Annotated in this window: 17 protein-coding genes; 8 read left to right on the top strand and 9 right to left on the bottom strand. The window is 65.7% G+C overall.

Translation table 11 applies throughout. The features are described 5' to 3' along the window. Positions 1 to 27: 27 nt before the first annotated feature. Positions 28 to 720, top strand: a complete 693-nt coding sequence (locus tag Q7514_RS10220) for a GNAT family N-acetyltransferase (RefSeq protein ID WP_330133146.1) — start codon at positions 28 to 30, stop codon at positions 718 to 720. Between the two features lie 79 nt (positions 721 to 799). Here Q7514_RS10220 and Q7514_RS10215 read toward each other — a convergent pair whose 3' ends face one another. The 4 genes from Q7514_RS10215 to Q7514_RS10200 all read right to left on the bottom strand — a co-directional run bounded on the left by Q7514_RS10215 (position 800) and on the right by Q7514_RS10200 (position 4849). Continuing rightward, a complete protein-coding gene (locus Q7514_RS10215; RefSeq protein WP_330133145.1) occupies positions 800 to 1978 on the bottom strand; it encodes an N-acetylmuramoyl-L-alanine amidase in 1179 nt (392 codons plus the stop codon). A 122-nt stretch (positions 1979 to 2100) separates the two neighbouring features. Beyond that, complete coding sequence (gene trxA / locus Q7514_RS10210) at positions 2101 to 2424, bottom strand: thioredoxin (RefSeq protein ID WP_330133143.1); 324 nt, start codon at positions 2422 to 2424, stop codon at positions 2101 to 2103. Between the two features lie 59 nt (positions 2425 to 2483). Next, positions 2484 to 3449 (bottom strand): thioredoxin-disulfide reductase, encoded by a 966-nt coding sequence (gene trxB / locus Q7514_RS10205; RefSeq protein ID WP_330133142.1) that lies wholly within the window; start codon positions 3447 to 3449, stop codon positions 2484 to 2486. Positions 3450 to 3649: 200 nt separating this feature from the next. Beyond that, entirely contained in the window at positions 3650 to 4849 is a 1200-nt protein-coding gene (locus tag Q7514_RS10200; RefSeq protein ID WP_330133141.1) for an NADH:flavin oxidoreductase, read from the bottom strand. A 100-nt stretch (positions 4850 to 4949) separates the two neighbouring features. On the opposite strand from Q7514_RS10200, the gene Q7514_RS10195 reads away from it, so the two are divergent. Then, positions 4950 to 5507, top strand: a complete 558-nt coding sequence (locus tag Q7514_RS10195; protein ID WP_330133140.1) for a TetR/AcrR family transcriptional regulator — start codon at positions 4950 to 4952, stop codon at positions 5505 to 5507. A 10-nt stretch (positions 5508 to 5517) separates the two neighbouring features. On the opposite strand, the gene Q7514_RS10190 is transcribed toward Q7514_RS10195, so the two are convergent. The 5 genes from Q7514_RS10190 to Q7514_RS10170 all read right to left on the bottom strand — a co-directional run bounded on the left by Q7514_RS10190 (position 5518) and on the right by Q7514_RS10170 (position 13816). Continuing rightward, on the bottom strand, positions 5518 to 6222 hold the full coding sequence (locus Q7514_RS10190; protein ID WP_330133139.1) for a hypothetical protein: 705 nt from the start codon (positions 6220 to 6222) through the stop codon (positions 5518 to 5520). 54 nt (positions 6223 to 6276) lie between these two features. Then, positions 6277 to 6825, bottom strand: coding sequence for an RNA polymerase sigma factor SigM (sigM, locus tag Q7514_RS10185; RefSeq protein WP_330133544.1), 549 nt, complete (start codon positions 6823 to 6825; stop codon positions 6277 to 6279). A 99-nt stretch (positions 6826 to 6924) separates the two neighbouring features. Further along, positions 6925 to 10833: a murein biosynthesis integral membrane protein MurJ gene (murJ, locus tag Q7514_RS10180; RefSeq protein WP_330133138.1), complete on the bottom strand. Its 3909-nt coding sequence runs from the start codon at positions 10831 to 10833 to the stop codon at positions 6925 to 6927. Continuing rightward, on the bottom strand, positions 10830 to 13214 hold the full coding sequence (locus Q7514_RS10175; protein WP_330133543.1) for a glycoprotein: 2385 nt from the start codon (positions 13212 to 13214) through the stop codon (positions 10830 to 10832). The genes murJ and Q7514_RS10175 overlap by 4 nt, the downstream gene beginning before the upstream one ends. Further along, positions 13211 to 13816: an NUDIX hydrolase gene (locus tag Q7514_RS10170; RefSeq protein WP_330133137.1), complete on the bottom strand. Its 606-nt coding sequence runs from the start codon at positions 13814 to 13816 to the stop codon at positions 13211 to 13213. Before Q7514_RS10170 ends, Q7514_RS10175 begins: the two co-directional genes overlap by 4 nt. 97 nt (positions 13817 to 13913) lie before the next feature. Between Q7514_RS10170 and Q7514_RS10165 the strand changes: the two genes are divergently transcribed. The 6 genes from Q7514_RS10165 to Q7514_RS10140 all read left to right on the top strand — a co-directional run bounded on the left by Q7514_RS10165 (position 13914) and on the right by Q7514_RS10140 (position 23864). Continuing rightward, positions 13914 to 15368, top strand: coding sequence for a CCA tRNA nucleotidyltransferase (locus tag Q7514_RS10165; RefSeq protein WP_330133136.1), 1455 nt, complete (start codon positions 13914 to 13916; stop codon positions 15366 to 15368). A gap of 142 nt (positions 15369 to 15510) precedes the next feature. After that, complete coding sequence (locus Q7514_RS10160) at positions 15511 to 19557, top strand: bifunctional nitrate reductase/sulfite reductase flavoprotein subunit alpha (protein ID WP_330133135.1); 4047 nt, start codon at positions 15511 to 15513, stop codon at positions 19555 to 19557. Between the two features lie 111 nt (positions 19558 to 19668). Next, the gene (glsA, locus tag Q7514_RS10155; protein WP_330133134.1) at positions 19669 to 20679 is read left to right on the top strand and encodes a glutaminase A; all 1011 of its coding nucleotides are present in this window, start codon (positions 19669 to 19671) and stop codon (positions 20677 to 20679) included. Further along, complete coding sequence (locus Q7514_RS10150) at positions 20679 to 22301, top strand: MFS transporter (protein WP_330133133.1); 1623 nt, start codon at positions 20679 to 20681, stop codon at positions 22299 to 22301. The genes glsA and Q7514_RS10150 overlap by 1 nt, the downstream gene beginning before the upstream one ends. A 185-nt stretch (positions 22302 to 22486) precedes the next feature. Then, positions 22487 to 23419, top strand: coding sequence for an MHYT domain-containing protein (locus tag Q7514_RS10145; RefSeq protein WP_330133132.1), 933 nt, complete (start codon positions 22487 to 22489; stop codon positions 23417 to 23419). A gap of 40 nt (positions 23420 to 23459) precedes the next feature. Further along, the gene (locus tag Q7514_RS10140) at positions 23460 to 23864 is read left to right on the top strand and encodes a TOBE domain-containing protein (RefSeq protein ID WP_330133131.1); all 405 of its coding nucleotides are present in this window, start codon (positions 23460 to 23462) and stop codon (positions 23862 to 23864) included. The last annotated feature ends 41 nt before the right edge of the window (positions 23865 to 23905 follow it).

Here is a 23905-nt window from a genome sequence, read left to right as displayed (position 1 = left end):
GACCAGAGGTGGAGGCGAAGGAATCTCGTGTCGACACGAGTCACGCCGCTCTTGTTGAGTGGTATCGATCGGTTGCCGCGGCACTCCCGGCGGTGTGTGTTCTGGGAGATGGACCCCGACACCGTCGACGAGGCGCGTGTGTTCGCGGACCCCGAGTTCGAGAAGGAAGCGTGGTTGTCGACTGTCATGTTGCAGTGGGGGTCGTGCGCGCAGATAGCGACGGTCGGCGAGAAGGTTGCCGCATGCGCGTTCTATGCCCCGCCCAACATGGTGCCCCGGGCGCTGCTGTTCCCCACCTCGCCGGTGAGTGCCGACGCGATTCTCCTGACGACCATGCGGATCGAACCGCACGCCGAGGGGTTCGAGGTGGGTACCGACCTCATTCGAGCCGTCGTGGACGATCTCGTCCGGCGGAACGTGCGTGCGCTCGAAGCGTTCGGGATCCGAGCGGATGCCGAGGCGGATGCAGTCGGTGATACTCCCTCCGCGACGGCGGCAAACGCGTGCTCCCCTCACGAGTGCATGATCTCCGCCGATTTCCTCGAGGACATGGGGTTCGACGTGGTCGCGCCGCACCACCGCTTCCCGCGCCTGCGGCTCGAACTCGACCGTGATCACGGATGGAAGGAAGAGGTCGAGGCCGCGTTGGATCGACTGATCGAGGCCGCGTCCATCACCGTCGAGGATTTCGCCGGACGGACGACAGTGGGAGTGCAGTAGCTTTTCGCACCGGATCGAAAGGAGGGGCACCCTCGGCGAGGGTGCCCCTTCCTATTGGTGTGAGACTCAGCTCGGAGTCTCAGCGCGTCTCGGTGATCGACAGCTCTTCGGCGAGCAACTCGGCGAAAGTGTACGTCCCGGTCGGCTGGTCGTCCTGTCCGAGCAGGTACAGACGCTTGACGGCAATGAGTACTGCCTCGGCGATCGTATCGCGGTGGCGCGGGTCGGCAAGGACCATGGCGTCGTGTGCGTTGGTGAGGTAGCCGAGATCGATCTGAATTGTCGGCATGTTCGTCAGGCGCAGGAGATCCCAGGTCCGTCCGTGACTGCGGCAGTCCTGGAGAGGTGTGCGCGCGACGATCTCACGCTGGATGTACCCGGTGAGGACCTGCCCGATCATCGACTCCGAGCCGTGCGAATTGCCGTAGTGGAAGCTGGCAATCCCGCTTGCCACCGGATTCGAACTCGCGTCGCAGCGCAGCGAGATCATCAGGTCGGCGCCGAACGCGTTGGAGGTACCGGCGCGTTCGATGTCGGTGGGGTTCGCGTGGTACGGCCGCGACAGGAACGTCTCCATTCCGGTGGCCGCCATGCGTCCCTCGAGCCGACGGGCGAGATCCCACAGGATGTCGGCCTCGGAGATGGTGCCGTGCGGGCTGCGGAGAACGATCCCGTGGTGATTGCCCCCGAGGCCCGGGTCGATGACGATCCGCTTGCCGCTGAGCTGAGGGCCTGACCGTCGGACGATCTCTTCCTCACTGATGGCATGCGGCGATCCACCCGAGACACGAGTGCCGAGCAGCTCGAGTGCCCGCAGGGTCTCTGGTCCGCAGATTCCGTCGGGGGCCAGGCCGATCTCCTTCTGGAAGGAGCTCAGTCCGGCGTGGGTTCGGGGGCCGAAATACCCGTCGATCCGATCCACATAGAACCCGAGATCCTGCAGACGGGTCTGCAGTGCCGCCACATCGTCCCCGTACAGGGGCGCGGACAACTGATAGATCAGGGTGCGGGCACCGAGACGGTACGACGCCTCCTTGAGCGACCGATACGTTGCCGGACCGACGATGCCGTCGACGAGCAGACCACGCTGTTGCTGGAAGGCGCGCACGGCACCGTCGAGCTCGTGGTCGAAGACGACGTCGGAGCCGACCCACTCGTCGGTGGCTTCTGATCCTCCGTGGAGAAACCCTAATCCGGCCAGTGTGTTCCGGATCTCTGCGACAGCAGGACCGTGGTCGCCGTGACGAAGAGGGCGCATGTGTCGGGGGCCTTTCCGTGCTGACCGGAGTGCCCAGCACACGCGGGGCAGCATCGAACGGAATTGTCTCAGATGCGCCCGAGATCGATGCTCACGGGCGCACGGTCGATCCTGGGACGTTACTACAGGACCTCGTCGAGCTCCCGGAGCAACGCCGCCTTTCCCTTCGCACCGACGATGGTCTTCACGGGCTTGCCACCGGAGAACAGGATCATGGTGGGGATCGACATCACCTGGTAGTCGCGAGCCGCAGACGGGTTGGCGTCGATATCGAGCTTGGCGATGGTCAGTTTCTCGCCGTGCTCACCCGCGATTTCCTCGAGAACCGGGGCAACCATCTTGCAGGGGCCGCACCACGTCGCCCAGAAATCGACGAGCACAGGCCTGTCTGCCTGCAGTACGTCTTCGACGAACGACGAGTCGGTGATGTTGACGGTGTTTGCCATGTTGTTCTCCTGCGCAGTGATGGGGGTGGGAATCGAGGGGGACGCTCAGGCGGCGGCGATCAGGCTTCGACAGCGACCGGCTCGGACATCTGGCGGTTGGCGACGAGCCAGCGTTCAGCGTCGATGGAGGCGGAGCAGCCCGTACCCGCGGCGGTGATCGCCTGGCGGTAGGTGTGGTCGACGAGGTCTCCCGCAGCGAAGACACCGGGGACGGATGTCGCCGTTCCGGGTGCGGAGACCGACACGTAGCCCTCGTCGTCGAGATCGACCTGACCGGCGACCAGCGAGCTCCGCGGATCGTGACCGACGGCGACGAACAGACCGGTCACGGCCAGATCGCTGCGCTCGCCCGTCACGGTGTCCTCGATGACGAGGTTGGTGACGCTGTTCTCACCTTTGACCTCGGCGACAGCCGCGTTGGTGAGGAATCGGATCTTCTCGTTCGCGCGTGCGCGCTCGAGCATGATCTTCGAAGCTCGGAATTCTTCGCGGCGGTGGATGAGCGTGACGCTGCGCGCGAATCGGGTGAGGAATGTGGCCTCTTCCATCGCGGAGTCGCCGCCACCGACGACGGCGATGTCCTGATCTCGGAAGAAGAAGCCGTCGCAGGTGGCACACGCGGAGACACCGCGGCCGAGGAGCTTCTCCTCCCCCGGCACGCCGAGGTAGCGCGGCTCGGCGCCCATCGCAAGGATGACAGCGCGGGCGCTGTAGGTCTCGCCGTTCGCGACGACGGTCTTGATCGGGTCCGTCAGGTTCATTTCCTCGACGTCCTCGGTGCGGATGTCGGCACCGAAACGCAGAGCCTGTTCGCGCATCTGGTCCATCAGCTCGGGGCCCATGATGCCCTCGCGGAAGCCCGGGAAGTTCTCGACCTCGGTGGTGGTCATGAGTTCGCCACCGAACTGGGTTCCTTCGAACACGAGCGGGGAGAGTTCGGCACGCGCCGCGTAGATCGACGCGGTGTATCCGGCCGGTCCCGAGCCGACGATGATGAGGTCGTGGATCGTGGGCGAAGTCGTCATGCGAGCCTTCCGGGGTCGTGTGCTGTGGGTGGGGACGCAGTCAGCGCCCACGGTCGTCCGTGCAGGTGAGGCCACGGCCGAGCTTCAAGTATCAACACCAGGGTAAACGGTGTTGTTCCCTGCTCGCCGTGCCTCACGCCACAGTCGGTGCGGACGACCCCCGAGGTGCCCCTGGAAGGCTCGAGCGGATCGGTTGGATGTCAGACGGTTGTCGGGACGCCCTGCAACGTTCTGCGGATGACGCAGTGGGTGCCGGTGTAGATGGTCGGCATGCACTTGTTGCAGTGGATGCACAGACCCTCGCGAGCGGTGGCGTTGTGGAACTTGTTGACGACATCCGGGTCGCGCAGCAGTGCCCGGCCCATCGCGACGAACTCGAATCCTTCGTCGAGCGCGGTCTCCATCGTGTCGAGACGGTTGATCCCGCCGAGCAGGATCAGGGGCAGCGACAGTTCCGTCCGGAATTGCCGGGCCATGGGCAGGAAGAAGGCCTCCTCGAATGGAAGCTTCGGAAAGATCCTCGGACCGTAGAACTTCAGTCCCCATCCGACGACCTTGGCCTGCGATGCGACGAATTCCTTCATCGGAACGTCGCCGCGGAAGAAGTACATTCCGTTCAGGAGTGAGCTGCCGCCCGTGAGCTGCATCGCGTCGATGTGGCCGTCGGCTTCGATGAGCTGTGCCATCGGCAGCGATTCGTCGAGCCACAACCCCTGGGGGACGCCGTCGGTCATGTTGAACTTCGCGATGACGGCTGTCTTGTCCCCCACTGCGCGTCGCACGGCCTCCAGCACCCGGCGCGGATATGCGGTGCGGTTGGTGATACTGCCGCCGTAATGGTCCTTGCGCTTGTTGAGGTTCGGGCTCATGAAGGAGCTCAGGAGATAGTTGTGTCCGAGGTGGACCTCGATGGCGTCGAATCCGGCGTCGACCGCGTTGCGGGCCGCGGATGCGTAGGACTCGACGATGTCGTCGAGTTGTCGGAGCGACGCGCCGCGAACGAGGCCCATTGCGGGTGCGCTGATGCGTGTCGACGGAGCGATGGTGCTCATGCCGTTCGAGATCTGGTTGGCGACGAGGCCGGCGTGGCCGATCTGCGCGGATGCGAGTGCTCCTTCGGCGTGCACGGCATCGGTGAGGCGTCGCAGGCCGGGAACGGATGCGCTGTCGAGAACGAGGGTGTCGCGGTGGACGCGACCGCTTTCGGACACCGAGCAGTAGGCGACAGTGGTCAACGCTGTTCCGCCGCGCGCGACTTCTGCGTGGAATTCGACGAGTTCGTTGCTGACTGCTCCGCGAGGCATGACGCCTTCGAACGTGGCGGCCTTGATGATTCGGTTGCGAAGGGTGAGCGGTCCGAGCCGGGCAGGCTCGAAGACTGTGGGTCGCGGCGAAGTCATACCCCTACTTTCGATGCCAGCGGTACCATAATTAGGATCCGACTATAGCGTGTGTGGCACCACTGACGCCATGATCCGTCCGAAGAGAAATACAGGCTGTATGTCCGATGCTGCTCCCGGGCGCCCCCGCGACCCTCGAATCGATGCCGAAGTGCTGGCCACTGCCCGCGAGATGCTCATCGAGGTCGGCTGGGACGGAATGAGTATGCGTGCACTCGCTGCGCGTGCCGGTGTCGGCCGGTCGACCCTGACGCGCCGCTGGCCTACCAAGGCGCACCTGGTTCTCCACGCGTTGCTCGGATCCGCACCCGATCTCGAGCCGTACACGGGCATCGATCGTCGCGGCTGGATCGAATGGGTCGTCACCGGCAGTGTGGAACTCTTCTCACGCCCCGAGGTGCGTGCTGCCCTACCGGGCCTGCTCACCGCACTGCGGGACCACGACGACCTCCGGAACACGCTGTGGCGCACGTTCAGCGGACCGAGCACTGCCTTGTTCGCCGGCGAGACCGATCACGATTCCGAAGTCGATGCGCGCGCGATCCTGGTGATGGCTGCCGGCTCGGCGCTCTTCGCGGGGCTGATCGCCGCAGAGGACGACACCCCGGAGCTACGCGCGAGAATCCTCGAGTTGCTGCTCCCCGCGGCCGAAGCCTGACCGACCGGCATCACCCCAGAACCTCGACCTGGATCGTCGCTGGATCGTCTGCTGCGCACCGAGTGCCCACCACGAGCGCCGTGATCTGCGGTGCCTGAGGCCCGCCGAGCAGGATCGCGACGGCATCGGAGTTGCCCACCCGGATCTCCCGCGACCCGAGAACCGGGCTGTCCGGGTGGAAACCGTTCGCCGACAGGCACCCTCGCAACCGCACTTCTTCCGACAGCGGGCCGAGTCCGGTGGAGCCGACGAGTTCTCGCAGGGACGCTGGGGTGAGCGTGTTCTGTCCAGGAGTGGAACCATCCTGCGAGGGTGGGACGCCGGATGCGAGCGGCGGTCCGACGGTGTCGTCGGCGACACCGATGTCGCGGAGGACGAGAGCGAACACGACCGCGAGGGCCGCCGCGGCACCGATACCCGCGATCGCAAGGAGTCGTCTGTTGCGGCGTGATTCCCCGTGGTGCTCGAGACCGTGCAGCGTCGCGTCGAGACGCGCTGCGACATCGGGCGGTATGGGTTCGGTAGCCGGCTCCTCACCCCACGTGCGTAGTCGTGCCTGCACGGCGTCGAGCCGGTCTATCACAGCCATGGCATGGTGGTCTTGCCGCACCAGCGGCCACAGGCGCTGGGCGAGCTCGTCGTCCAGCGCTCCTGCGTGGAGATCAGCGAGTAGATCGTCGGAGTACGGCGGACGTGGAAACTCGTCCTCGTTCATGCGCGGTTCTCCTCGGCGACTCGGGTGCCCTCACCAGAGTAGGACGTACGCGGCTCACGATCGGTTCCCCCTGAATCGAAGGTCGGCGAGAACGAAGGCAAGTTTCTTACGGCCGCGTGCGCATCGGCTCTTGATCGTGCCCTCGGGGACGCCGAGTCTGCGGGCCGCTTCCTTCACCGAATAACCTTCGACATCGACGGCCACCACGGCGGAGCGCTGATCGGGTGGGAGCGCGAACAACGCAGCCTCGACATCGAGGGTGAACTCGAGATCGGAAATCCGGTCGCGAACGTCGCGGATCTGTTCGACGTCATCGGGATAGCGGGCAGCGATCGGACGTACTCGGTTGCGGCGGATGCGATCCAGGCACGCGTTGACGACGATGGAGTGCAGCCAGCTGAGCACTGCGGCGTCGTTCCGATACGTGGAGGCCTTCCGGTGGGCCGAGATCATTGCGTCCTGCAACGCGTCGGCTGCGTCCTCGTCCGAATAGCTCGTGCGCTTGGCCACCTGCCACAGATGGTCACGGTGCCGCGACACCAGCGTCCCGAACGCATCCCGGTCCCCTCCGACATGCGCCGACAGCAGCTCGGCGTCCGACATCTTTCCGATGTCGGGCACAGCGATTTTTGCGATCCCCCCGAAAATTCGCACGCGCGGATGGTATCCGATTTGTCGGATGATTCCCCGCGGTGCGGGGTCCTACTGCGCAGCGGTGAAGGTGACCTCGGAGATCGAACTCTTGTGGCTGCCGCCGCTGGTGCTCAGATCAGTGATCCACAGCAACACATGCGACGTGCCCCCATCCGCTTCGACCGGAATCTCGGTCTCCCCCGAACCCAGTGTGGCAGAACCGATCACCTGGGTCTGATCGAGAGACGACTGCGCCGACGGTGCACTCCGCACCTCGAGCACCGTGCCGGGCGAATCGGTGGTGACGGTCACCGACGACAACGTGGATGTGTCGGCGAGCGTGACCAGCAGGCCCACGCCGTTCTTCAACGACGGGAAGGGATCGAAATAGGCGTCCGTGCTCCATTCGGTGCTCGGATCGCCGTCGATGGCCTGCGACGCCGTCGCAGGAGAATCGGGAGTCCCCTGCGGTGAGAACACCTCGACCGCCGTCGCGGCGACGGGTCCGGCCGCTACTGGAGCCACGGCCCCGCCGGCTCCGTCGGTCCCTTCGCCGTCGCCCGGCGTCACCGGAGCTTCGGATGTCGGTGTGAGCCCGAAATCCTGGCTGGTCAACGGCGCGTCGCTGGTATCTCCTGCAAGAAGATTGGTGATCCACCAGCCGATCAGCGCGAGGATGATCACGGTGACGATGCCGAGGCCGACGAGCGCCATGAGCATCCGTTCGGAATGCTTCTTCTTCTGCGCGAGCGCTTCCGGGTCTGCGAGCGCATGGGTCTCGGAGGCTGCCGTGCGCTGTCCGAGCCGCAACGCGGGCATCATGTCGGTCTTCTGATCGACCACCGACGCCTGGTCGAGGATGTGCTGCACCGTCGCCGCCGTCCGAATACCGCCGTCGGTGGACAACGCACGTACCGCGACCGCAGAGATCTCGAACGGAACGTCCGGACGGATCGCACGAGGCTCGACGGGAACACCGTCGGGACCGCGCTCGGCGATCGGCATCCCACCGACAGTGCCGCCACCGCGGGTCGGAGCCTTGGGGACACCCGGGATACCGGGCTCGTCGAGCGGCCAGCGACCGGTGATCAATCCGTACAGTGTTGCGCCGAGCCCGTGGACGTCGGAGATGGCGTCGGCGTCCGAGAAGGTGGCAGGGAACGCGAGCACTGCGTCGCCCGCGACACTGATGCGGATCCGGTCGGGGTGGTCGATCGACAACGCGCTTCCACCTCGGTGGGTGGCCTCGGCGGCGGCGGCGAGCGCCCGCACGGCACGAGCCGCGCCGATCGGTGATGGATCGGTGGTCGACATCTCCTTGAGCGACCGGCCCGGCGTCCACTCGGCGACAACGATGCCGCCCGAGCTTCCACGCACGACGTCGAGCACACGCGCGAGACCCGGCGAGTTGATGCGTCCGAGTCGCAGCGAGCGAGACAGCACGGCCTGTGGAGAGTCGGGTCCGGTGGCATCGGAGGCCCGCTGGTCGGCGTCGACGAATGTCAGAGCCACTTCACGGTCGAGCTTGACGTCGAGCGCTTGCCAGAATCGCAGTCCGCGCGCGCCTCCATGAGGCGCGAGCAGCCGATAGCGGCCTCCGGCGACCGACGCGCCCGCGATGAGGTCGGGTCCGCGCATCGGCCGACGAGGAGCGCTGCCCGACACGCGAACAGGCGGCAGCTGCGGCGAACCGATCGGGATGACGCCCGTATCGGTGTGGGGATCGCGCGGCGGCGGAGCGGCATTGGGGTTCTTTGCCCCGGGTGCGGGGGTACGGTTTGCTGCGCCCACCTCGCCGGCGGTGGCCTTCGTGCCTTCGGCAGCGGGGCCGGCGTTGTTCCGATTCGCTGAATCGAGCGCGGACTTGCCGGCAGCGTGGTCGTCGCTCACCCTTACTCCTTCGTTGTCGACTCGTCCGCCCTCTGTACGGAGCCGGGGATCGCCGGGAGCCACGAAGTATCGCGGTCCACGCCGCCCGGGTCGAATCTGTTGACCAGGGTACGGGAGTTGTGCCCGGTGATCGTCGGGACGGGGCAAGTCCCGAATTGCGGGAATGACCTCTGTGATGGCGTCGTACGGCCCGACTCCGTACTCCCCGTAGTCGATACGTGGGAGCACAACCGTGCGCTCCAAGTCGGTTTCGGGGTAGTCGTAGCGTCGGGGGGTGGGGAGCGGCCCGGTCGGCGGCGGTGTCCTCGGATCGGTGCCGGCACCGGCGGATCCCGGCGTGTCGTCCGGTGCGACACCGCGCAGCGCACTCACCTTGCGTCGGATCATGGCTTCGATCGAGAGGATCTCCGGAACCTTCAGCAACCACATGCCGACGAGGGCGACCAGGATCATGAGGACCCCGGTGATCCCGACCCGCACGAAGGAACCGAGACCGCCGAATCGCTCACTCAGCGCGTCGAGCTGCAACAACCTGTCGGCGATCAGCACCACTCCGGCGGCGGTTGCCGACGCGAACACCACGTGCCAGACCGTCCGTCCGACATTCGCCATCTGCAGGTCGCCGAGGGTGCGATGCAGCAGGAATCCACCGATGAACGCGCCGACCGTGAACGCCACACCTGTCGCGACACCGAGGAGCACGACGACCTGGCTGCCGTCGCTCGCGATGAGGGGCGCCAACGCGGACAACCCGATCTTGACAGCGGTGATGCCCAGAATGATCCATGTGGGCGTCCACGCCTGCTCTCTCGCGTAGAACACCCGGAGGTGGATCAGCACGAGCGAATAGGGGATGAGTGTGAACGCAGACCAGCTCACTGCCTGCCCGAGCAGCTCGGCGTTCGCGCCGCCGAAGTTGCCGTAGCCGTACAGGGCGGCGCCGATCTGCGGACCGGCGATCGTGAGGAAGGTGACGATGGGGATCAGCGAGATCATCGTCAGGCGGGTCGCGACGGAAAGATCGTCGACGACGGCGGGCGTGTCGCCGTCGGCGGCATTTCGGCTCAGTCGCGGCATGATCGCGGTGAGCACGGTGACGCCCAGCACGCCGTACGGCAGCTGCAGAAGCAGCCACGCATTGTTGTAGATGGCCGGACCGGCCTCGTCGGCCCCCGACGACACCCGGGTCGCGAAGACCATGCCGGCCTGGCTGATCAGCACGTACATGATGATCGCCGCAGCCATACCGCCGAATTGGCGGAGCCGGTCGTCGAGTCCCCACAGCGGTTTGAGGTTGATACCTTCGCGCCGTAGAGCGGGGACGAGGCACAGCGCCTGGGTGACCACGCCGAGGAGCACACCGATGCCGAGGACCAACAGTTTCGGGTCGCTCATCCGCACCGGGTCGAGGGTGATGTCGCCGGGCATCAGGTAGTACAGGACCAGCACACAGAGCACGACAACGTTGTTGCACACCGGCGCCCACGCACCGGGCTTGAACACCTGCCGGGTGTTGAGAATGCCCGTGAACAGGCCCGACATGCCGTAGAAGACGATGGCAGGCAACAGCAGATACGACAGCGCCGTGGTCAGCGACGTCGAGACCTCACCCGAGTCGTCGAGGAAGATGTGTGTCGTCAGGAGCGGGGCCGCTGCGACGGCGAGCACCGTTGCGGTGCCGAGAAGCAAGAGCGCCGCGGTGAACAGCCTCCGGATGAAGGCCTCACCGCCGTCGGGGTCCTGCCGTTCGGCGCGGACGAGGACCGGCACCACGATCGAGGTGAGCACGGCACCGAGCACGAGCTCGGAGATCATGTTCGGGATCTGGTGAGCAACCGTGAACGAGCTCGCGACCCCCGCGCCGAGCAGGGTGAGGATGAGCAGTTGCTTGAGGAAGCCCGTGATGCGGCTGATCAAGGTGGCGATCGCGATCGATCCGGTCGCCGCGAGCAGGCTCTGGGCCTTGCCGGACCGAGCCGATCCGGTGATGTCCGGCGACGTCGTCGGACCCTGAGGCCCCGTCGGTCCCTGAGACTCACTGTGACCGGTGGTGCCCCCGGTACCGGTGCGGGTGGGGTTCCCGGTCATTGCTCTCCATATCCTTCATCGGCCGGATCCGGCTCCCCCCGGAAACGGTGCAGAAGTCGCCGCCCCGCCAGGAACAACAGAAGTGCCCCCGCACAGCCTGTGACGATGGCGAGAACCTGGCCGTATGCATTGGAACGTACCGTGACCTGGGTGGGGCTGCCGAGTGGCAGACCGGACTCGGTCGTCAGCGCGAACTCGACCTCGATCTTCCTCGAGTCGCTGATCTCGGCGGGCACGGTCAGTGTGCGGCTACCCCTCGGCGGAAGCTGCGTGGGTCCGATGTCGGTGATGTCCATTGCACTGGGAACGTCGACATGCAGCCGGACGGTGATACCCACGGGCAGATCGTTGCGGGCCACGAGCAGCAGCGGGCTCTGTTCCGACGTGAGGGTGAAGACACCGCCCGGTGCGAGCACCGTGACCGACTCGAACATCCGATCGACGGCCTCACGGGCTTGCGTCGCTCGCTGTTCGGCCTCTGCAGCCGCCGCGTCCGGATCGGTTCCGCGTCGCCCGGCGAGCGTCATCGAGCGCAGCATGTCGTTCCGCAGCGGTGCGGTGTACGCACTCGGGGTCAGTTGGGCCTGCGGGTCTTCGACGAAGGCGTCCTCGAGTCCGTCGAGACGAGGCATCTGCGCCGACGCCTCATGGACCACCGACGCGGGCGCACCGTCGGTGATCGCCTGCTCCGGATACGTCAGCAGTGACGCGACCGGGTCACTGCCGGTCGCCGCTGCGGCGGAGACCATCTCCTGGAACGGCTGCACCGTCGCGAGTCCCGATCTCATCAGCGTCGACACCATGGACAGGGTCCGAGCAGCATCGTCGGCAGATGCCGACCACACCTGTGGTGGCGCGAGTACCACCGAATTCGGTCCGGCGGACGGCGCCGATTCCGACGACGAGTTGAGGGCAGGCCAGGCGATGGCACCGAGCGCGTCCTGGAGCCGGGCGGTCGTCGAGTCGTCGGTGAGGGTGTAGCGCGACGAATCGGGTACGTACGACGGGGTCTGCGGTTCGTCCCCCATCGCGGCCAGCGCGGCACCGGCGGCGCTGTCGAACAGGCCCGCTGTCAGGCCGTCCACACCGCTGATCCGGACAACCGCCGCGCTGGGATCCGCCTTCTGCACGGCATCGTCTGCGAGCAACGCGGTCGCCGGCCCGTTCGCAGCGATCATCGCGCCGGCCTTCTCGGTGAGCACACCGGAGTCGGGCCAGATCACCGACGCCACAGAGGAGATGCCCAGCGTCGAATCGATGATCTCGGTGGGTGAGTCGAGTGCGGATTCGATCAGTGATGCGCTGCCGGTCTCGGCGAGCGCCGTCAGATCTACCTGCGCATACGGAACGGAGGTCGTGCACATCTGTGCGGACAGGGTCCGCAGCCGCTCGAGCCACGCGATCGCCGCGTCGGTGCCCGTGCCGGGGTGTGCGTCGCCGGTCGGATCGGCGGGATCGGCCACCACCAGATAGTTGCGGGTCATGTTCGCGACCGTGACCAGCAGATCCGGGTCGATCGCGAGACACATCGCGTTCGCGACCTGCTCCTCGTTCTCCACCGCGTCTTCCGCGACACGGAGCAGACCGTCGAGACGACCTTCGGCGAGGGAGGTCGCAAGGTCGTCGTCGACGAGACGGACGGGTTCGGTCGCCGATCCGGGCACTCCCGCAGCTATCCGCGGCCGATCGGCGAGCGGCCACAGCACGGTCGTCGGGACGGGAGTCGATCTTTCGGGCGGTACCGCGGGGAAATCCTTGCGCCCGGCCTCGGCGGACGTCTCCCCGAGTGAGGTCGGTCCGCTCGTGTCGGTGCTCTCGTCGGTGCTGACCTCGTCGGCGGCGGGCACCCCGAGGACGGGAAGGAGGAACCGGGCGTCGTCGAGGCGTGCCTGTCCGCCGTACTCGGGGACACCGTTGACATTGACGAGCAACGGGTACACACCGGGCGCGGTGATGTTCAGCGACGGGACGAGATCGGAGCGCAGCGGCAGGTCGAGAGTGAATTTCTCCCTCTCCCCCTGGCCGAGTCGATCGCTGACCACCTCGAACTCCCCGACCGTGTCGAATCCGGCCTGATCCAAGGTCAACGCACTGCGGAGGGTCGCAGAATCCGCGATGGCCTGTGCACGCTGCAGACGCACCCACACGTCCTCGACGTCGCGATCGCCGATGTTGGTGACAGTGCCGGTGACAGTGACGACCGGATCGCTGGTCAGCGACACCGCCGACGGGGTGACCTCGTCGATGTCGAGCTGGAGGAACTGCGGTTCGTCGGTCGTCTGTGCACTTGCGGAACCCGGAATCGGCCCGCCCAGAGCTACGAGGACCAGCGCGAACACAGCGAGGACCGCGGCGCCGGTCCGAGAGAGCACCACCGTCATCCGAGCGCGGCCCCCGGATCGTCGGCGTCTTTCAGCCAAGCGGGGTCGATGTCGGCGATGAGCTGATCCGCGATGTCGGCGAGTTTGCGTTCGTCCGCGTAGGCGAGACGTGTCCGCAACTCGGTGAGCGGCACCCAGGCCACCTCGGTGACCTCGATGTCGGCGTCGGAGAGCTCACCGCCGAGGTAACGGAGGAGATAGTGGTGGACGGTCTTGTGGACGCGGCGCCCCTCGGTCACGAACCAGTAGTCGATGCTTCCGAGCTCGGCGAGCACCCTGCTGCGCACACCGGTTTCCTCGTGGACCTCGCGCATCGCGGTCTCTTCTGCCGTCTCACCCTTTTCGATGTGGCCCTTCGGGAGGGACCACAGCAGTCGGCCGCGGCGGTCGGTGCGACCGATCAGCGCGGCGCACAGCTGGTCGGGTGGGCCGCCCAATCCGTCGACGACGAGACCGCCGGCGGACGTCTCGCGCACGGTGCGCATGCGGGCGTGCGGGGTCGCAGCCGACGAGGCCGACCCGCCGCGCACGGGTGACTTGCCGCCCGAGCCGCGCCGCCGCGGATTGCGGCGGTTGCGGTTGGCACGTTCTGCGGGCGACACCTGATCGATAGTAGTTGTAACGGCCACCGTGCCGGTTCAACCACACGTAGGTGCCTGTCCGACCACGAGCACGGACAGCTCGGTAAAGTTCGAAGGCGTGAACTCTCCCACCACGGACGCCGATCGCCGCGCCCGATTGCTCGCCGGCGCCGACTCGACGCTGCGCGCACTTTCGGATGTCCTGGCCCCGCTCGGGGCGCGATTTGCCGAGGCGGGGTACGAGCTGTACCTGGTGGGTGGCAGTGTCCGCGACGCCGTGCTGGGGAGGTTGGGCACCGACCTCGACTTCACGACCGACGCCCGCCCCGAGCTCGTTCAGGAACTTCTTCGCGGATGGGTCGACCACCAGTGGGACACCGGCATCGACTTCGGCACGGTGAGCGCGTCGAAGGGCCTCGAACAGATCGAGATCACCACGTTCCGCAGCGACGCGTACGACCGCGTCACCCGCCATCCCATCGTCGAATACGGCACCCGGCTCGAGGACGACCTGGTGCGCCGTGACTTCACCGTCAACGCGATGGCCGTCCGGATCGGCCCCGACGGCGCCGGTGAGTTCGTAGACCCGCTCGGTGGGATGGACGCACTGGTCGCGGGAGTTCTCGACACTCCGGCGCGGCCCGAGGACTCCTTCCACGACGACCCGTTGCGGATGCTGCGCGGCGCGCGGTTCGTGTCGCAGCTCGGGTTCACGCTCACCGAGCGGGTGCACACGGCGATCGTCGAGATGGCCGACGAAATCCTGCGGATCAGCGCCGAACGCGTCCAGGCCGAACTCGACAAACTGATCCTCGGCACCTACCCCATCGAGGGCATCGACGTCATGGTCGAAACGGGACTCGCGCAGCGAGTGCTTCCCGAGATCCCGGCGATGAAGCTCGAGATCGACGAACACCACCAGCACAAGGACGTGTACTGGCATTCGCTCACCGTCCTGAAACAGGCGATCGACCTCGAGGACGGCGATCCCGATCCGGTGTTGCGCTGGGCAGCGCTCCTGCACGACATCGGCAAACCGGGAACCAAGCGCAACGAGGCGGGAGGCGGCGTGAGCTTCCACCACCACGAGGTGGTCGGTGCGAAGCTCGTTCGCAAGCGGATGCGGGCATTGAAGTACTCCAAGCAGATGATCGAGGACGTTGGTCAGCTGGTATTCCTGCATCTGCGGTTCCACGGGTACGGCAAGGGACAGTGGACGGACTCGGCGGTGCGGCGCTACGTTCACGACGCCGGACACCTCCTCCCCAAGCTCCACAAGCTCGTGCGCGCCGACTGCACCACCCGCAACAAGCGCCGTGCTGCGGCGTTGCAGGCCACATACGACGATCTCGAGCATCGCATCGCCGTGATCGCCGAACAGGAAGACCTCGCGCGGGTTCGTCCGGATCTCGACGGTAACGCGATCATGGAACTGCTCGGGATACCCGCCGGCCCACAGGTCGGGACGGCGTGGAAGTTCCTCAAGGACCTACGCCTCGACCGCGGGCCGCTCGAGCGGGACGAGGCCGAGGCCGAACTCCTGAAATGGTGGGATCAGCAGCCGAAGGAGTGAGTGTTTCCGTCTCCTCACACGGTCCTCCAGGCTCCGTGAGCCAGATGTCACAGGCTGCTCACCGCGTTTGATCCTGCCGCAACACCGTGTCCGCAGCATGGATGCCGGGCCATTCACGAGACGGCCCGGGCAGGAGCTGGGAATGCAGGACTCGCGCGCGTTGGTGAGGACCGCCTGCTCGTATTGCGGCGTGGGATGCGGGATGGTCCTCGAGGTCGGCGTCGACCCGAGCACCGGAGCTCGCCGTGTCCTCGATGCATACGGAGACAAGGAGCACCCCACCAACCGGGGGCGTCTGTGCACGAAAGGCGCGACGAGCGCCGCGATGCTCGCCGGGGGTGGCCGACTCGAGACCGCGCGCGTGCGTACCGAACGCGGCGCCGACCGGATCCCGGTCGCTCTCGAGACCGCGATCTCGGACACCGCGCGCCGCCTGAACGCCATCATCGACGAACACGGTCCTGACGCCGTCGCACTTTATGTGTCGGGCCAGATGTCTCTCGAGTCGCAGTACCTGGCCAACAAACTCGCGAAGGGGTTCATCGGCACCAACGGGATCGAATCGAACTCGCGGTTGTGCATGGCCGGCGCCGGCACCGGATACAAGCAGTCGTTGGGATCGGACGGCCCGCCCGGCTCGTACGAGGACTTCGACCACGCCGACGTGTTCTTCGTGACCGGCTCCAACATGGCAGACTGCCACCCGATCCTGTTCCTGCGGATGATGGATCGAGTCAAGGCCGGAGCGAAACTGATCGTCGTCGACCCCCGCCGCACCGCGACTGCCGACAAGGCCGACCTGTTCCTGCGGATCTCCCCCGGAACCGATCTCGCCCTCCTCAACGGTCTGCTGCATCTCCTCGTCGAAAACGGTCACGTGGATCGCGACTTCATCGACGAGCACACGGACGGCTGGGAGACGATGGAGGAGTTCCTCACCGACTACCCACCGGACGTGGTCGCTCGGATCACCGGAATCGACGAAGGCGACATCCGGACCGCGGCGCAGTGGATCGGCGAGGCCGGCAATTGGATGAGCTGCTGGACCATGGGGCTCAACCAGAGCACCCACGGCACGTGGAACACCAACGCGATCTGCAACCTCCACCTCGCGACCGGGGCGATCTGCCGGACCGGTAGCGGCCCGTTCTCCCTCACCGGCCAACCCAATGCCATGGGCGGACGCGAAATGGGTTATATGGGACCGGGTCTGCCCGGGCAGCGCAGTGTGTTGTCGGAGGCGGATCGCGTGTTCGTCGAAGACCGGTGGGGCGTTCCGCGCGGCACCCTGCGCACCGAGGTGGGTACCGGCACGATCGACATGTTCGAGAAGATGGCCGCCGGTGAGATCAAGGCCTGCTGGATCATCTGCACCAACCCCGTCGCGACCGTCGCCAACCGCAAGACGGTTCTCGAGGGTCTCGGGAAGGCCGAACTCGTCATCGTCCAGGACAGTTTCGCCGAGACGGAGACCGCCGACCACGCAGATGTGCTCCTGCCCGGCGCATTGTGGTCCGAATCCGAGTACGTGACAATCGGTTCCGATCGAACCCTGAATCTCATCGGACAGGCCGCCGACCCGGTCGGCGACGCAATGCCAGACTGGGAGATCATCGCCCGGGTGGCCACCGCGATGGGATTCGGCAGGGCCTTCGACTACTCGAGCGCCGACGAGATCTTCGAGGAGATCACCGGGTTCGCGAACCCGGACACCGGGTACGACCTGCGTGGAGTGACCTACGACCGGTTGCGTGAGACGCCGGTGCAATGGCCGTGCCCGCCCGGATCGGGCGCCCGCAATCCCATCCGTTATCTCAACGACGGCATTGTCCGACCACGGCTGGTCCGTGACGACGGCACTGCCCCGCGTTTCGTGTTCGCAACCCCCGACGGACGGGCCCGTTTCTTCCCACGCCCGCACGTGCCCGCCGCCGAACTCCCCGACGACGACTTCCCGCTGGTCCTCAACACCGGACGGGTGCAGCACCAATGGCACACCCTGACCAAGACCGGTAGAGTCGCCAAGCTCAACAAGCTCGAGCCCGGTCCGTTCGTCGAGGTCAACCCGGACGACGCACAGCGACTGGCGATCGCCGACGGCGATCGCGTCGAGATCACCTCGCGTCGCGGTCGTGCGGTGCTCCCCGCGGTGATCACCGACCGAGTGAGCCCGGGCAACTGCTTCGCGCCGTTCCACTGGAACGACAAGTTCGGCGAAGACCTCACCATCAACGCCGTCACCAACGACGCGACCGATCCCGCGTCGCACCAACCCGAGTTCAAGGTGTGCGCGGTCGCGTTGATGAAGGTGGAGACACCGGATCAGGTGATCGACGACCCCGCCGGGCGTGTTGCGTCGGTGATCGGTCTCGGCGACATCGAGGCACCTGTGCTCGACGAGACCGAACGAATCTACCTGTCCGGCATGCTCGCCGGGATCCGTTCGAGCGATCTCGGTGGTGTTCCGGTGCTCCCGGCATCCGCACCGTTCTCGCCCCCGAAGCGTGCCTGGATCGAGGGACTGCTGGCGGGGGTCTACTCCCGAGGACCCGAGTCCGCGGACTCTGCAGTCGAATCCGACGGCACACCGGTGGTCGTCGCGTGGGCGTCCCAGACCGGAAACGCCGAGGAACTTGCCGGAGAGTGCGCCGAGCGGCTGCGAGCAGTGGGCTGTGCGGTGCGGTCGATGTCGTTGAACGAGCTGGGTGTCGCGGGACTGGTCGTTGCTACGAATCTTCTTGTCGTTGCGAGTACCTTCGGCGACGGTGATGCCCCGGACAACGGTGGCACCTTCTTCACTGCATTGTCCGGAGACAGTGCTCCTGATCTCACAGGGCTGCGATATGCGGTTCTCGCATTGGGTGATTCGAGTTTCGACGACTTCTGCGGCTTCGGCAGAAAGCTCGACGAGCGACTGACCGAGCTCGGCGCAACCGCTCTGTTCTCCCGCGTGGAGTGCGAACCCGACTTCGAGGAACGGTCGAGGCAGTGGCTCGGCGAGATCGAGTCGCACTTCGGTGGCGCCACCGGACCTGCGCGACCCGCGGTCGCCTCCGCGCCGGTCGTCCCGTCCTACTCGCGGAAGTCCCCGCTGGTCACGCGGCTCACCCGCAACGTGTGTCTCAGCGGTGGGGGTTCGTCGAAGGAAGTGCGTCAGTTCGGGTTCGAGCTGTTCGATCCGTCCTTCGAATACAGCGCAGGTGATGCGCTCGGCGTAGTGCCCACCAACGGCCCGGACACCGTGGACGAGTGGCTCCAGGTGACCGTGCTCGACGCGGAGGCACCCACCGAGATCCCGGGTCTTCCGACGATCCCGCTTCGCGAGGCCGCGACACGGCATCTCGACATCACCAGGGTGACACCGGACCTGCTGAAGTTCGTTCAGCAGCAGACCGGCAGTGCCGAGCTCGCAAAGCGCCTCCGGCCGGGCAACAAGCTCGAGCTGCAGCGGTGGCTGTGGGGAAAGCAGGCCATGGACATCCTTGCCGAATATCCGTTCAAGGCACCGCTGGACGAATGGTTGCCACTGCTCGAACGCCTCCAGCCGCGCATGTACTCGATTTCGTCGAGCCCGAAGATCGATCCTCGGGAAGTGCAGCTGACTGTGTCGGTGGTGCGGTACAGCAACGACGGTCGAGACCGCGCCGGGGTGTGCTCGAGTTTCCTCGCCGACCACAGCAAGGGCGCCGACATTCCGATCTTCGTGCAGCGCAGCAACCATTTCCGGCCGCCGTCGTCGCCGGACACTCCGATGATCATGGTGGGCCCGGGTACGGGAATCGCGCCGTTCCGCGCGTTCCTCCACGATCGCCGGGAGTCGGGACACACGGGCCGCAACTGGTTGTTCTTCGGCGATCAGCGAATCGACACCGATTACCTGTACCGGGACGAGATCGAGGCGATGCACTCGGACGGGTTCCTCACCGAACTCGACCTCGCCTTCTCCCGGGATCAGCGACAGAAGATCTACGTGCAGGACCGCATGCGCGAACATGGCGCGCGTCTGTGGCGCTGGCTCGAGGAGGGGGCGCACTTCTACGTGTGCGGCGATGCAACGAGGATGGCGAAGGACGTGGACCTGGCCCTGCGTGAAGTCGTGCAGGCCCACGGTCGACTGGATCAGGATCAGGCCGCGGCCTACGTCGACGAACTGGTCACACAGAAGCGTTATGCACGTGACGTGTACTGAACTCCCCAGTTCCTGACCAAGATCGACGCATTTGCTCCGAGTTGCACTCGATTCGTTTACAGTCCACCCAGGAACGCTTGTGCCGCAGGATGGTCGGGGGGAGGTTTTGTCGTGGAGCTCCGGCTCGGGGACGTGTCCCAGGAAGTATCCACCGGCGACCTACCCGAATGGAACGAGGTGGATGCGCTCGTCGAGGCTGCGTATCGACGGTATCGGTCTGTCGGCGACGGCGCGGTGGCCGATTACATTCCGGCGCTTGCCGAGGCCGATCCGGAGCGGTTCGGCGTATGCGTGGTGGGTACGGACGGCGGTGTTCATTCGTCCGGTGACACGCAGATCGAGTTCTCGATCCAGTCGATCTCCAAGGCATTCGTCTACGCCCTCGCATGCCAAGAACTCGGTCACGAACTGGTCCGTGAACGTGTGGGTGTGAACAACTCCGGGGCTGCCTTCAACTCGGTCATTGCCATCGAACTCAACGACGGACACCCGATGAACCCCATGGTCAATGCGGGGGCGATTGCGACGACGGCCCTCGTGCCGGGTGCCTCTGCAGACGAGCGATGGGATGCCGTCCTGGCGGGTTTGTCCGAGTTCGCGGGGCGGCAGCTGGAACTCGACGACGCCGTATACCGGTCCGAATCCGAGTCGAATCAGCGCAACCGCGCCATCGCCCGGCTACTCGCGAGCTATGGGCGCGTCGAACTCGACCCCGACGAGGTCGTCGATGTGTACACGAAGCAGTGTTCTCTGAAAGTCGATGCACGGGACCTCGCGATCATGGGTGCGACTCTCGCGGACGGGGGCATCAACCCGCTGACCGGTCGGAGGGTCGTACCACCCGGAGTATGCCGCGACACGCTGGCCGTCCTGTCTGCAACGGGATTGTACGAACGCTCCGGTGAGTGGCTGTTCGAGATCGGATTGCCTGCCAAATCGGGTGTTTCGGGTGGCATCGTGTCGATTGCGCCCGGTAAGTGCGGAATCGGGGTGTTCTCACCGCTCCTGGACTCCGCGGGAAACAGCATTCGAGGACAGCTTGCGACAGCCTATCTGTCGAGGGTGCTCGGACTGAACATCTTCGCTTCCGCTGCGCATTCTCGACAGAAGGGGCTCTTCTGATGAGTACAGGAAAAGACACCGCGACGGTCGAACAGCGCAACTCGTGGCTTCCGATGATCGGGTTGTTCCTCGGTCAGATTCTGATGTCGTTCAACGTGGCGGCATTGCCGGTGTCGATCGGTGGCATGGTCGACGATTTCGGTGCGCCGCCGACCGCGGTGAGCACCGCCATCGTCATGTACGGAATCGGCGTGGCCGCGCTGGTGATGCTCGGTGCGAAACTCGGCCAGCGGTTCGGGTGGGTTCTCGTGTTCCGCATCGTCGTCGTCGTGTTCGCGGGTTCGTCGTTGATGATGATCTTCGCGCCCACCGTCGAGTTCGTCATTGCAGCTCAGACTCTCGCCGGGGTGTCGGCGGCGATCATCGTGCCGGCACTGGTGGCGTTGATCGCGGAGAACTATCACGGAACCCAGCAGGCGACCGCCATCGGCTCGCTGGGGTCGGCCCGCGCGTTCTCCGGGATGAGCGCGTTCCTCATCGGCGGTGCGCTCGGTTCGACCGTCGGGTGGCGTCCGGTGTTCGGGATCGTGCTGGTGGTTGCAATTGCGGTGTTCGTCTTCAGTTTCACTCTTCGCTCGGACCGGGGTAACTCGTCGGTCGAGATCGATGTGGTTGCCGCGACCCTGATCGGCGTCGCGATCGTGGTGCTGACCTTGGGTTTCAACAATCTCAACGGGTGGGGTCTGCTCATCGCTCGTGACGGAGCGCCGTTCGATGTCGTCGGCCTGTCGCCGGCACCGATCCTCATCGTCCTCGGTGTCGTTCTCGGTCAGGCCTTCCTGGTCTGGACCAGGCGCAGGGTGCAGGTCGGTAAGGTTCCGCTGGTCAGTCTGTCGGTGCTCGGCTCGTCCCGGGAGAGGGCAGCGCTCTACGCAATGTTCGTGGTGGTCGCGTTGGAAGCGGCGCTGAACTTCACCGTGCCGCTGTACATCCAGATCGTCCAGGGACGCTCGCCGTTCGACACCTCGCTGGCGATGATGCCGTTCAATCTGACGGTGTTCGTCACGGCCACCCTGATCATTCGTTTCTACAAGCGGTTCAGCCCCAGAGTCATCGGGATGTTCTCGTTCGTCCTGACGACGGCGGCCCTGGTCTGGCTTGCCTTCGTCGTGACGAACGACTGGGAGACCCTCCCCACGATCGCGGGTCTGATCGTCTTCGGGGTGGGGCAGGGCGCATTGGTCACGTTGGTGTTCAACGTGCTCGTGACCTCGGCGCCGAAGGAGCTGGCCGGGGATGTGGGCTCGATTCGAGGCACGACCCAGAATTTGGCCTCTGCTGTCGGTACCGCGGTTGCGGGAGCGATGCTGGTGACGATCCTCGGGCTCAATGTCGCTCAGTCGGTCGCCAACGATGTCGAGATTCCGGAGTCCGTCGTCGCCGAGATCGACCTCGACGACGTCAACTTCGTGAGCAACGATCAACTCCGCGAGGTGCTCAGCGCGACGAGTGCGTCACCGGCGGTGGTCGATGCGGCCGTGCAGATCAACACCGATGCACGATTGAGGGCCCTGAAGACCGGATTGCTGATTCTCGCGGGGATCAGTGCGGTTGCGATCCTCCCGGCGTCGCGGCTTCCTGCCTACAAGCCGGACGAGATTCCCGACCCGAGCCCCGAATAGACGACCCGCGCGGCTGTTGCCTCCAGCCCCTCTGTGACCGGGACTACTCCGGAGGGTTATCGAAATGTGACATGAGGTAACCTCGCTTGCGCCGCGTCGGGGACTTGGTGCGGTCTCGATCGGTCGGTACGGCACGTCCCATCCGGATCTGGGGCAACAGCCAGGCGTGCCGTACGGAGTTATGGATGTCGCACGAACTACACCATTTCACGATGGGTCTGTGGGTCTTCTTCCTGGCATACGCGACTTCGGTCGTCGGATCGTATGTGGGCCTGTCCTGCGTTCGGCAGTCGTTCAAGGACGACGGACGGAACGCCAGAATACGATGGCTCGCCACGGCGTCGCTCGCCATCGGCGGGGTCGGGATCTGGTTGATGCACTTCATCGGCATGATGGGATTTGCCGTGCCCGGCTCGGCGATCAGGTATGCCCTCGCGCCGACGCTCTTCTCTGTCGTGCTTGCGATCGGTGCGACGCTGTTCGGTCTCTGGATCGTGGACTCGCGTGCCGGGTGGAAGACGCGAGTGCCTCGTGGCGTCCCGCTCGCCGTCGGTGGACTGGTGATGGGCCTGGCTGTGAGTCTCATGCACTACAGCGGTATGGCCGCGATCAGGATCAAGGGCACGATCGAGCACGATCAGGCGTTCGTGATCGCCTCGATCGTCATCGGCGTCGTCGCGTCCACAGCCGCGCTGTGGCTGGCCGGTGTGGCGGAACGTCTTCCTGCCCGGGCTGCTGCGGCGCTGATCATGGGATGCGCTGTGGTTGCTCTGCACTACACGGGTATGGCGGGCGTGAAGGCCACGATCGATCCGAACGCCGCCGACCCCGAGGGACTGACCGTTCTGTCCCTGCTGTTCCCGGCCTTCGTTCTCGGCATCCTCGTGATCGCCTTACCCATCGTCGCGTTGCTGCTCGCCCCGAATCGTGAGGACCTTCGCCGTGAAGCCGCGGTCGCGCAGTGGGTGGACCTCAGCAATCCCGCCGATCCGGCTCCACCGGCCGCGCCGGATACGGCACCTCGGGGCGAGTCCGGGACGACAGTTCGTGTCACGGTCATTCCTGAGGGGCCGCAACGACGTCGCGCGGCAGGCCTGAGGCGTCACGGCCGACAGTAGGATCTTGTTCATCCGAAAATGCGGAAGTATGGTCCATTTCATGACGAATGTGCGGATCAAAGACGCCGCAGTGCTCCTAGGAGTCAGCGATGACACGGTCCGCCGCTGGGTCGATCAGGGTTCGCTGTCGGCGGGCAAGGACGACGCGGGACGCAAAGTGATCGAAGGCAGCGAGCTTGCTGCCTTCGCCCGAGCGCAGGCCGCTGCGGCGCCCGACCTTCTGGGTGTCGGCAGCTCGGCGCGAAATCGCCTCGTCGGCCTGGTCACCCGGGTCGTCTCCGACACCGTGATGTCGCAGGTGGAGATGCAGTGCGGCCCCCACCGGATCGTCTCGCTGATGAGCACCGAAGCCGTCGAAGAACTCGGCCTCGTACCGGGCAGCATCTCGGTCGCCGTCGTCAAGTCCACCAATGTCATCGTCGAGACCCCCGGGGAGCGCACATGAGAATGCGGGCCGCCGTGGTTGCGTCGGCGGCGATAGTGGCA

Source organism: Rhodococcus artemisiae (genome assembly GCF_036327795.1).
GTDB lineage: Bacteria > Actinomycetota > Actinomycetes > Mycobacteriales > Mycobacteriaceae > Rhodococcus > Rhodococcus artemisiae.
The sequence above is the reverse complement of the archived record's forward strand: the minus strand, read 5'-3'. Positions and strand labels throughout refer to the sequence as shown.

Excerpts from the sequence above, each read along its gene's own strand:
- trxA (WP_330133143.1), bottom strand. The coding sequence starts at position 2,424 with ATGGCAAACACCGTCAACATCACCGACTCGTCGTTCGTCGAAGACGTA.
- trxB (WP_330133142.1), bottom strand. The coding sequence starts at position 3,449 with ATGACGACTTCGCCCACGATCCACGACCTCATCATCGTCGGCTCGGGA.
- Q7514_RS10200 (WP_330133141.1), bottom strand. The coding sequence starts at position 4,849 with ATGACTTCGCCGCGACCCACAGTCTTCGAGCCTGCCCGGCTCGGACCG.
- Q7514_RS10190 (WP_330133139.1), bottom strand. The coding sequence starts at position 6,222 with ATGAACGAGGACGAGTTTCCACGTCCGCCGTACTCCGACGATCTACTC.
- Q7514_RS10140 (WP_330133131.1), top strand. The coding sequence starts at position 23,460 with ATGACGAATGTGCGGATCAAAGACGCCGCAGTGCTCCTAGGAGTCAGC.
- Q7514_RS10145 (WP_330133132.1), top strand. The coding sequence starts at position 22,487 with ATGTCGCACGAACTACACCATTTCACGATGGGTCTGTGGGTCTTCTTC.
- sigM (WP_330133544.1), bottom strand. The coding sequence starts at position 6,825 with ATGTCGGACGCCGAGCTGCTGTCGGCGCATGTCGGAGGGGACCGGGAT.
- Q7514_RS10150 (WP_330133133.1), top strand. The coding sequence starts at position 20,679 with ATGAGTACAGGAAAAGACACCGCGACGGTCGAACAGCGCAACTCGTGG.
- murJ (WP_330133138.1), bottom strand. The coding sequence starts at position 10,833 with ATGACCGGGAACCCCACCCGCACCGGTACCGGGGGCACCACCGGTCAC.
- Q7514_RS10195 (WP_330133140.1), top strand. The coding sequence starts at position 4,950 with ATGTCCGATGCTGCTCCCGGGCGCCCCCGCGACCCTCGAATCGATGCC.
- Q7514_RS10160 (WP_330133135.1), top strand. The coding sequence starts at position 15,511 with ATGCAGGACTCGCGCGCGTTGGTGAGGACCGCCTGCTCGTATTGCGGC.
- Q7514_RS10175 (WP_330133543.1), bottom strand. The coding sequence starts at position 13,214 with ATGACGGTGGTGCTCTCTCGGACCGGCGCCGCGGTCCTCGCTGTGTTC.
- Q7514_RS10215 (WP_330133145.1), bottom strand. The coding sequence starts at position 1,978 with ATGCGCCCTCTTCGTCACGGCGACCACGGTCCTGCTGTCGCAGAGATC.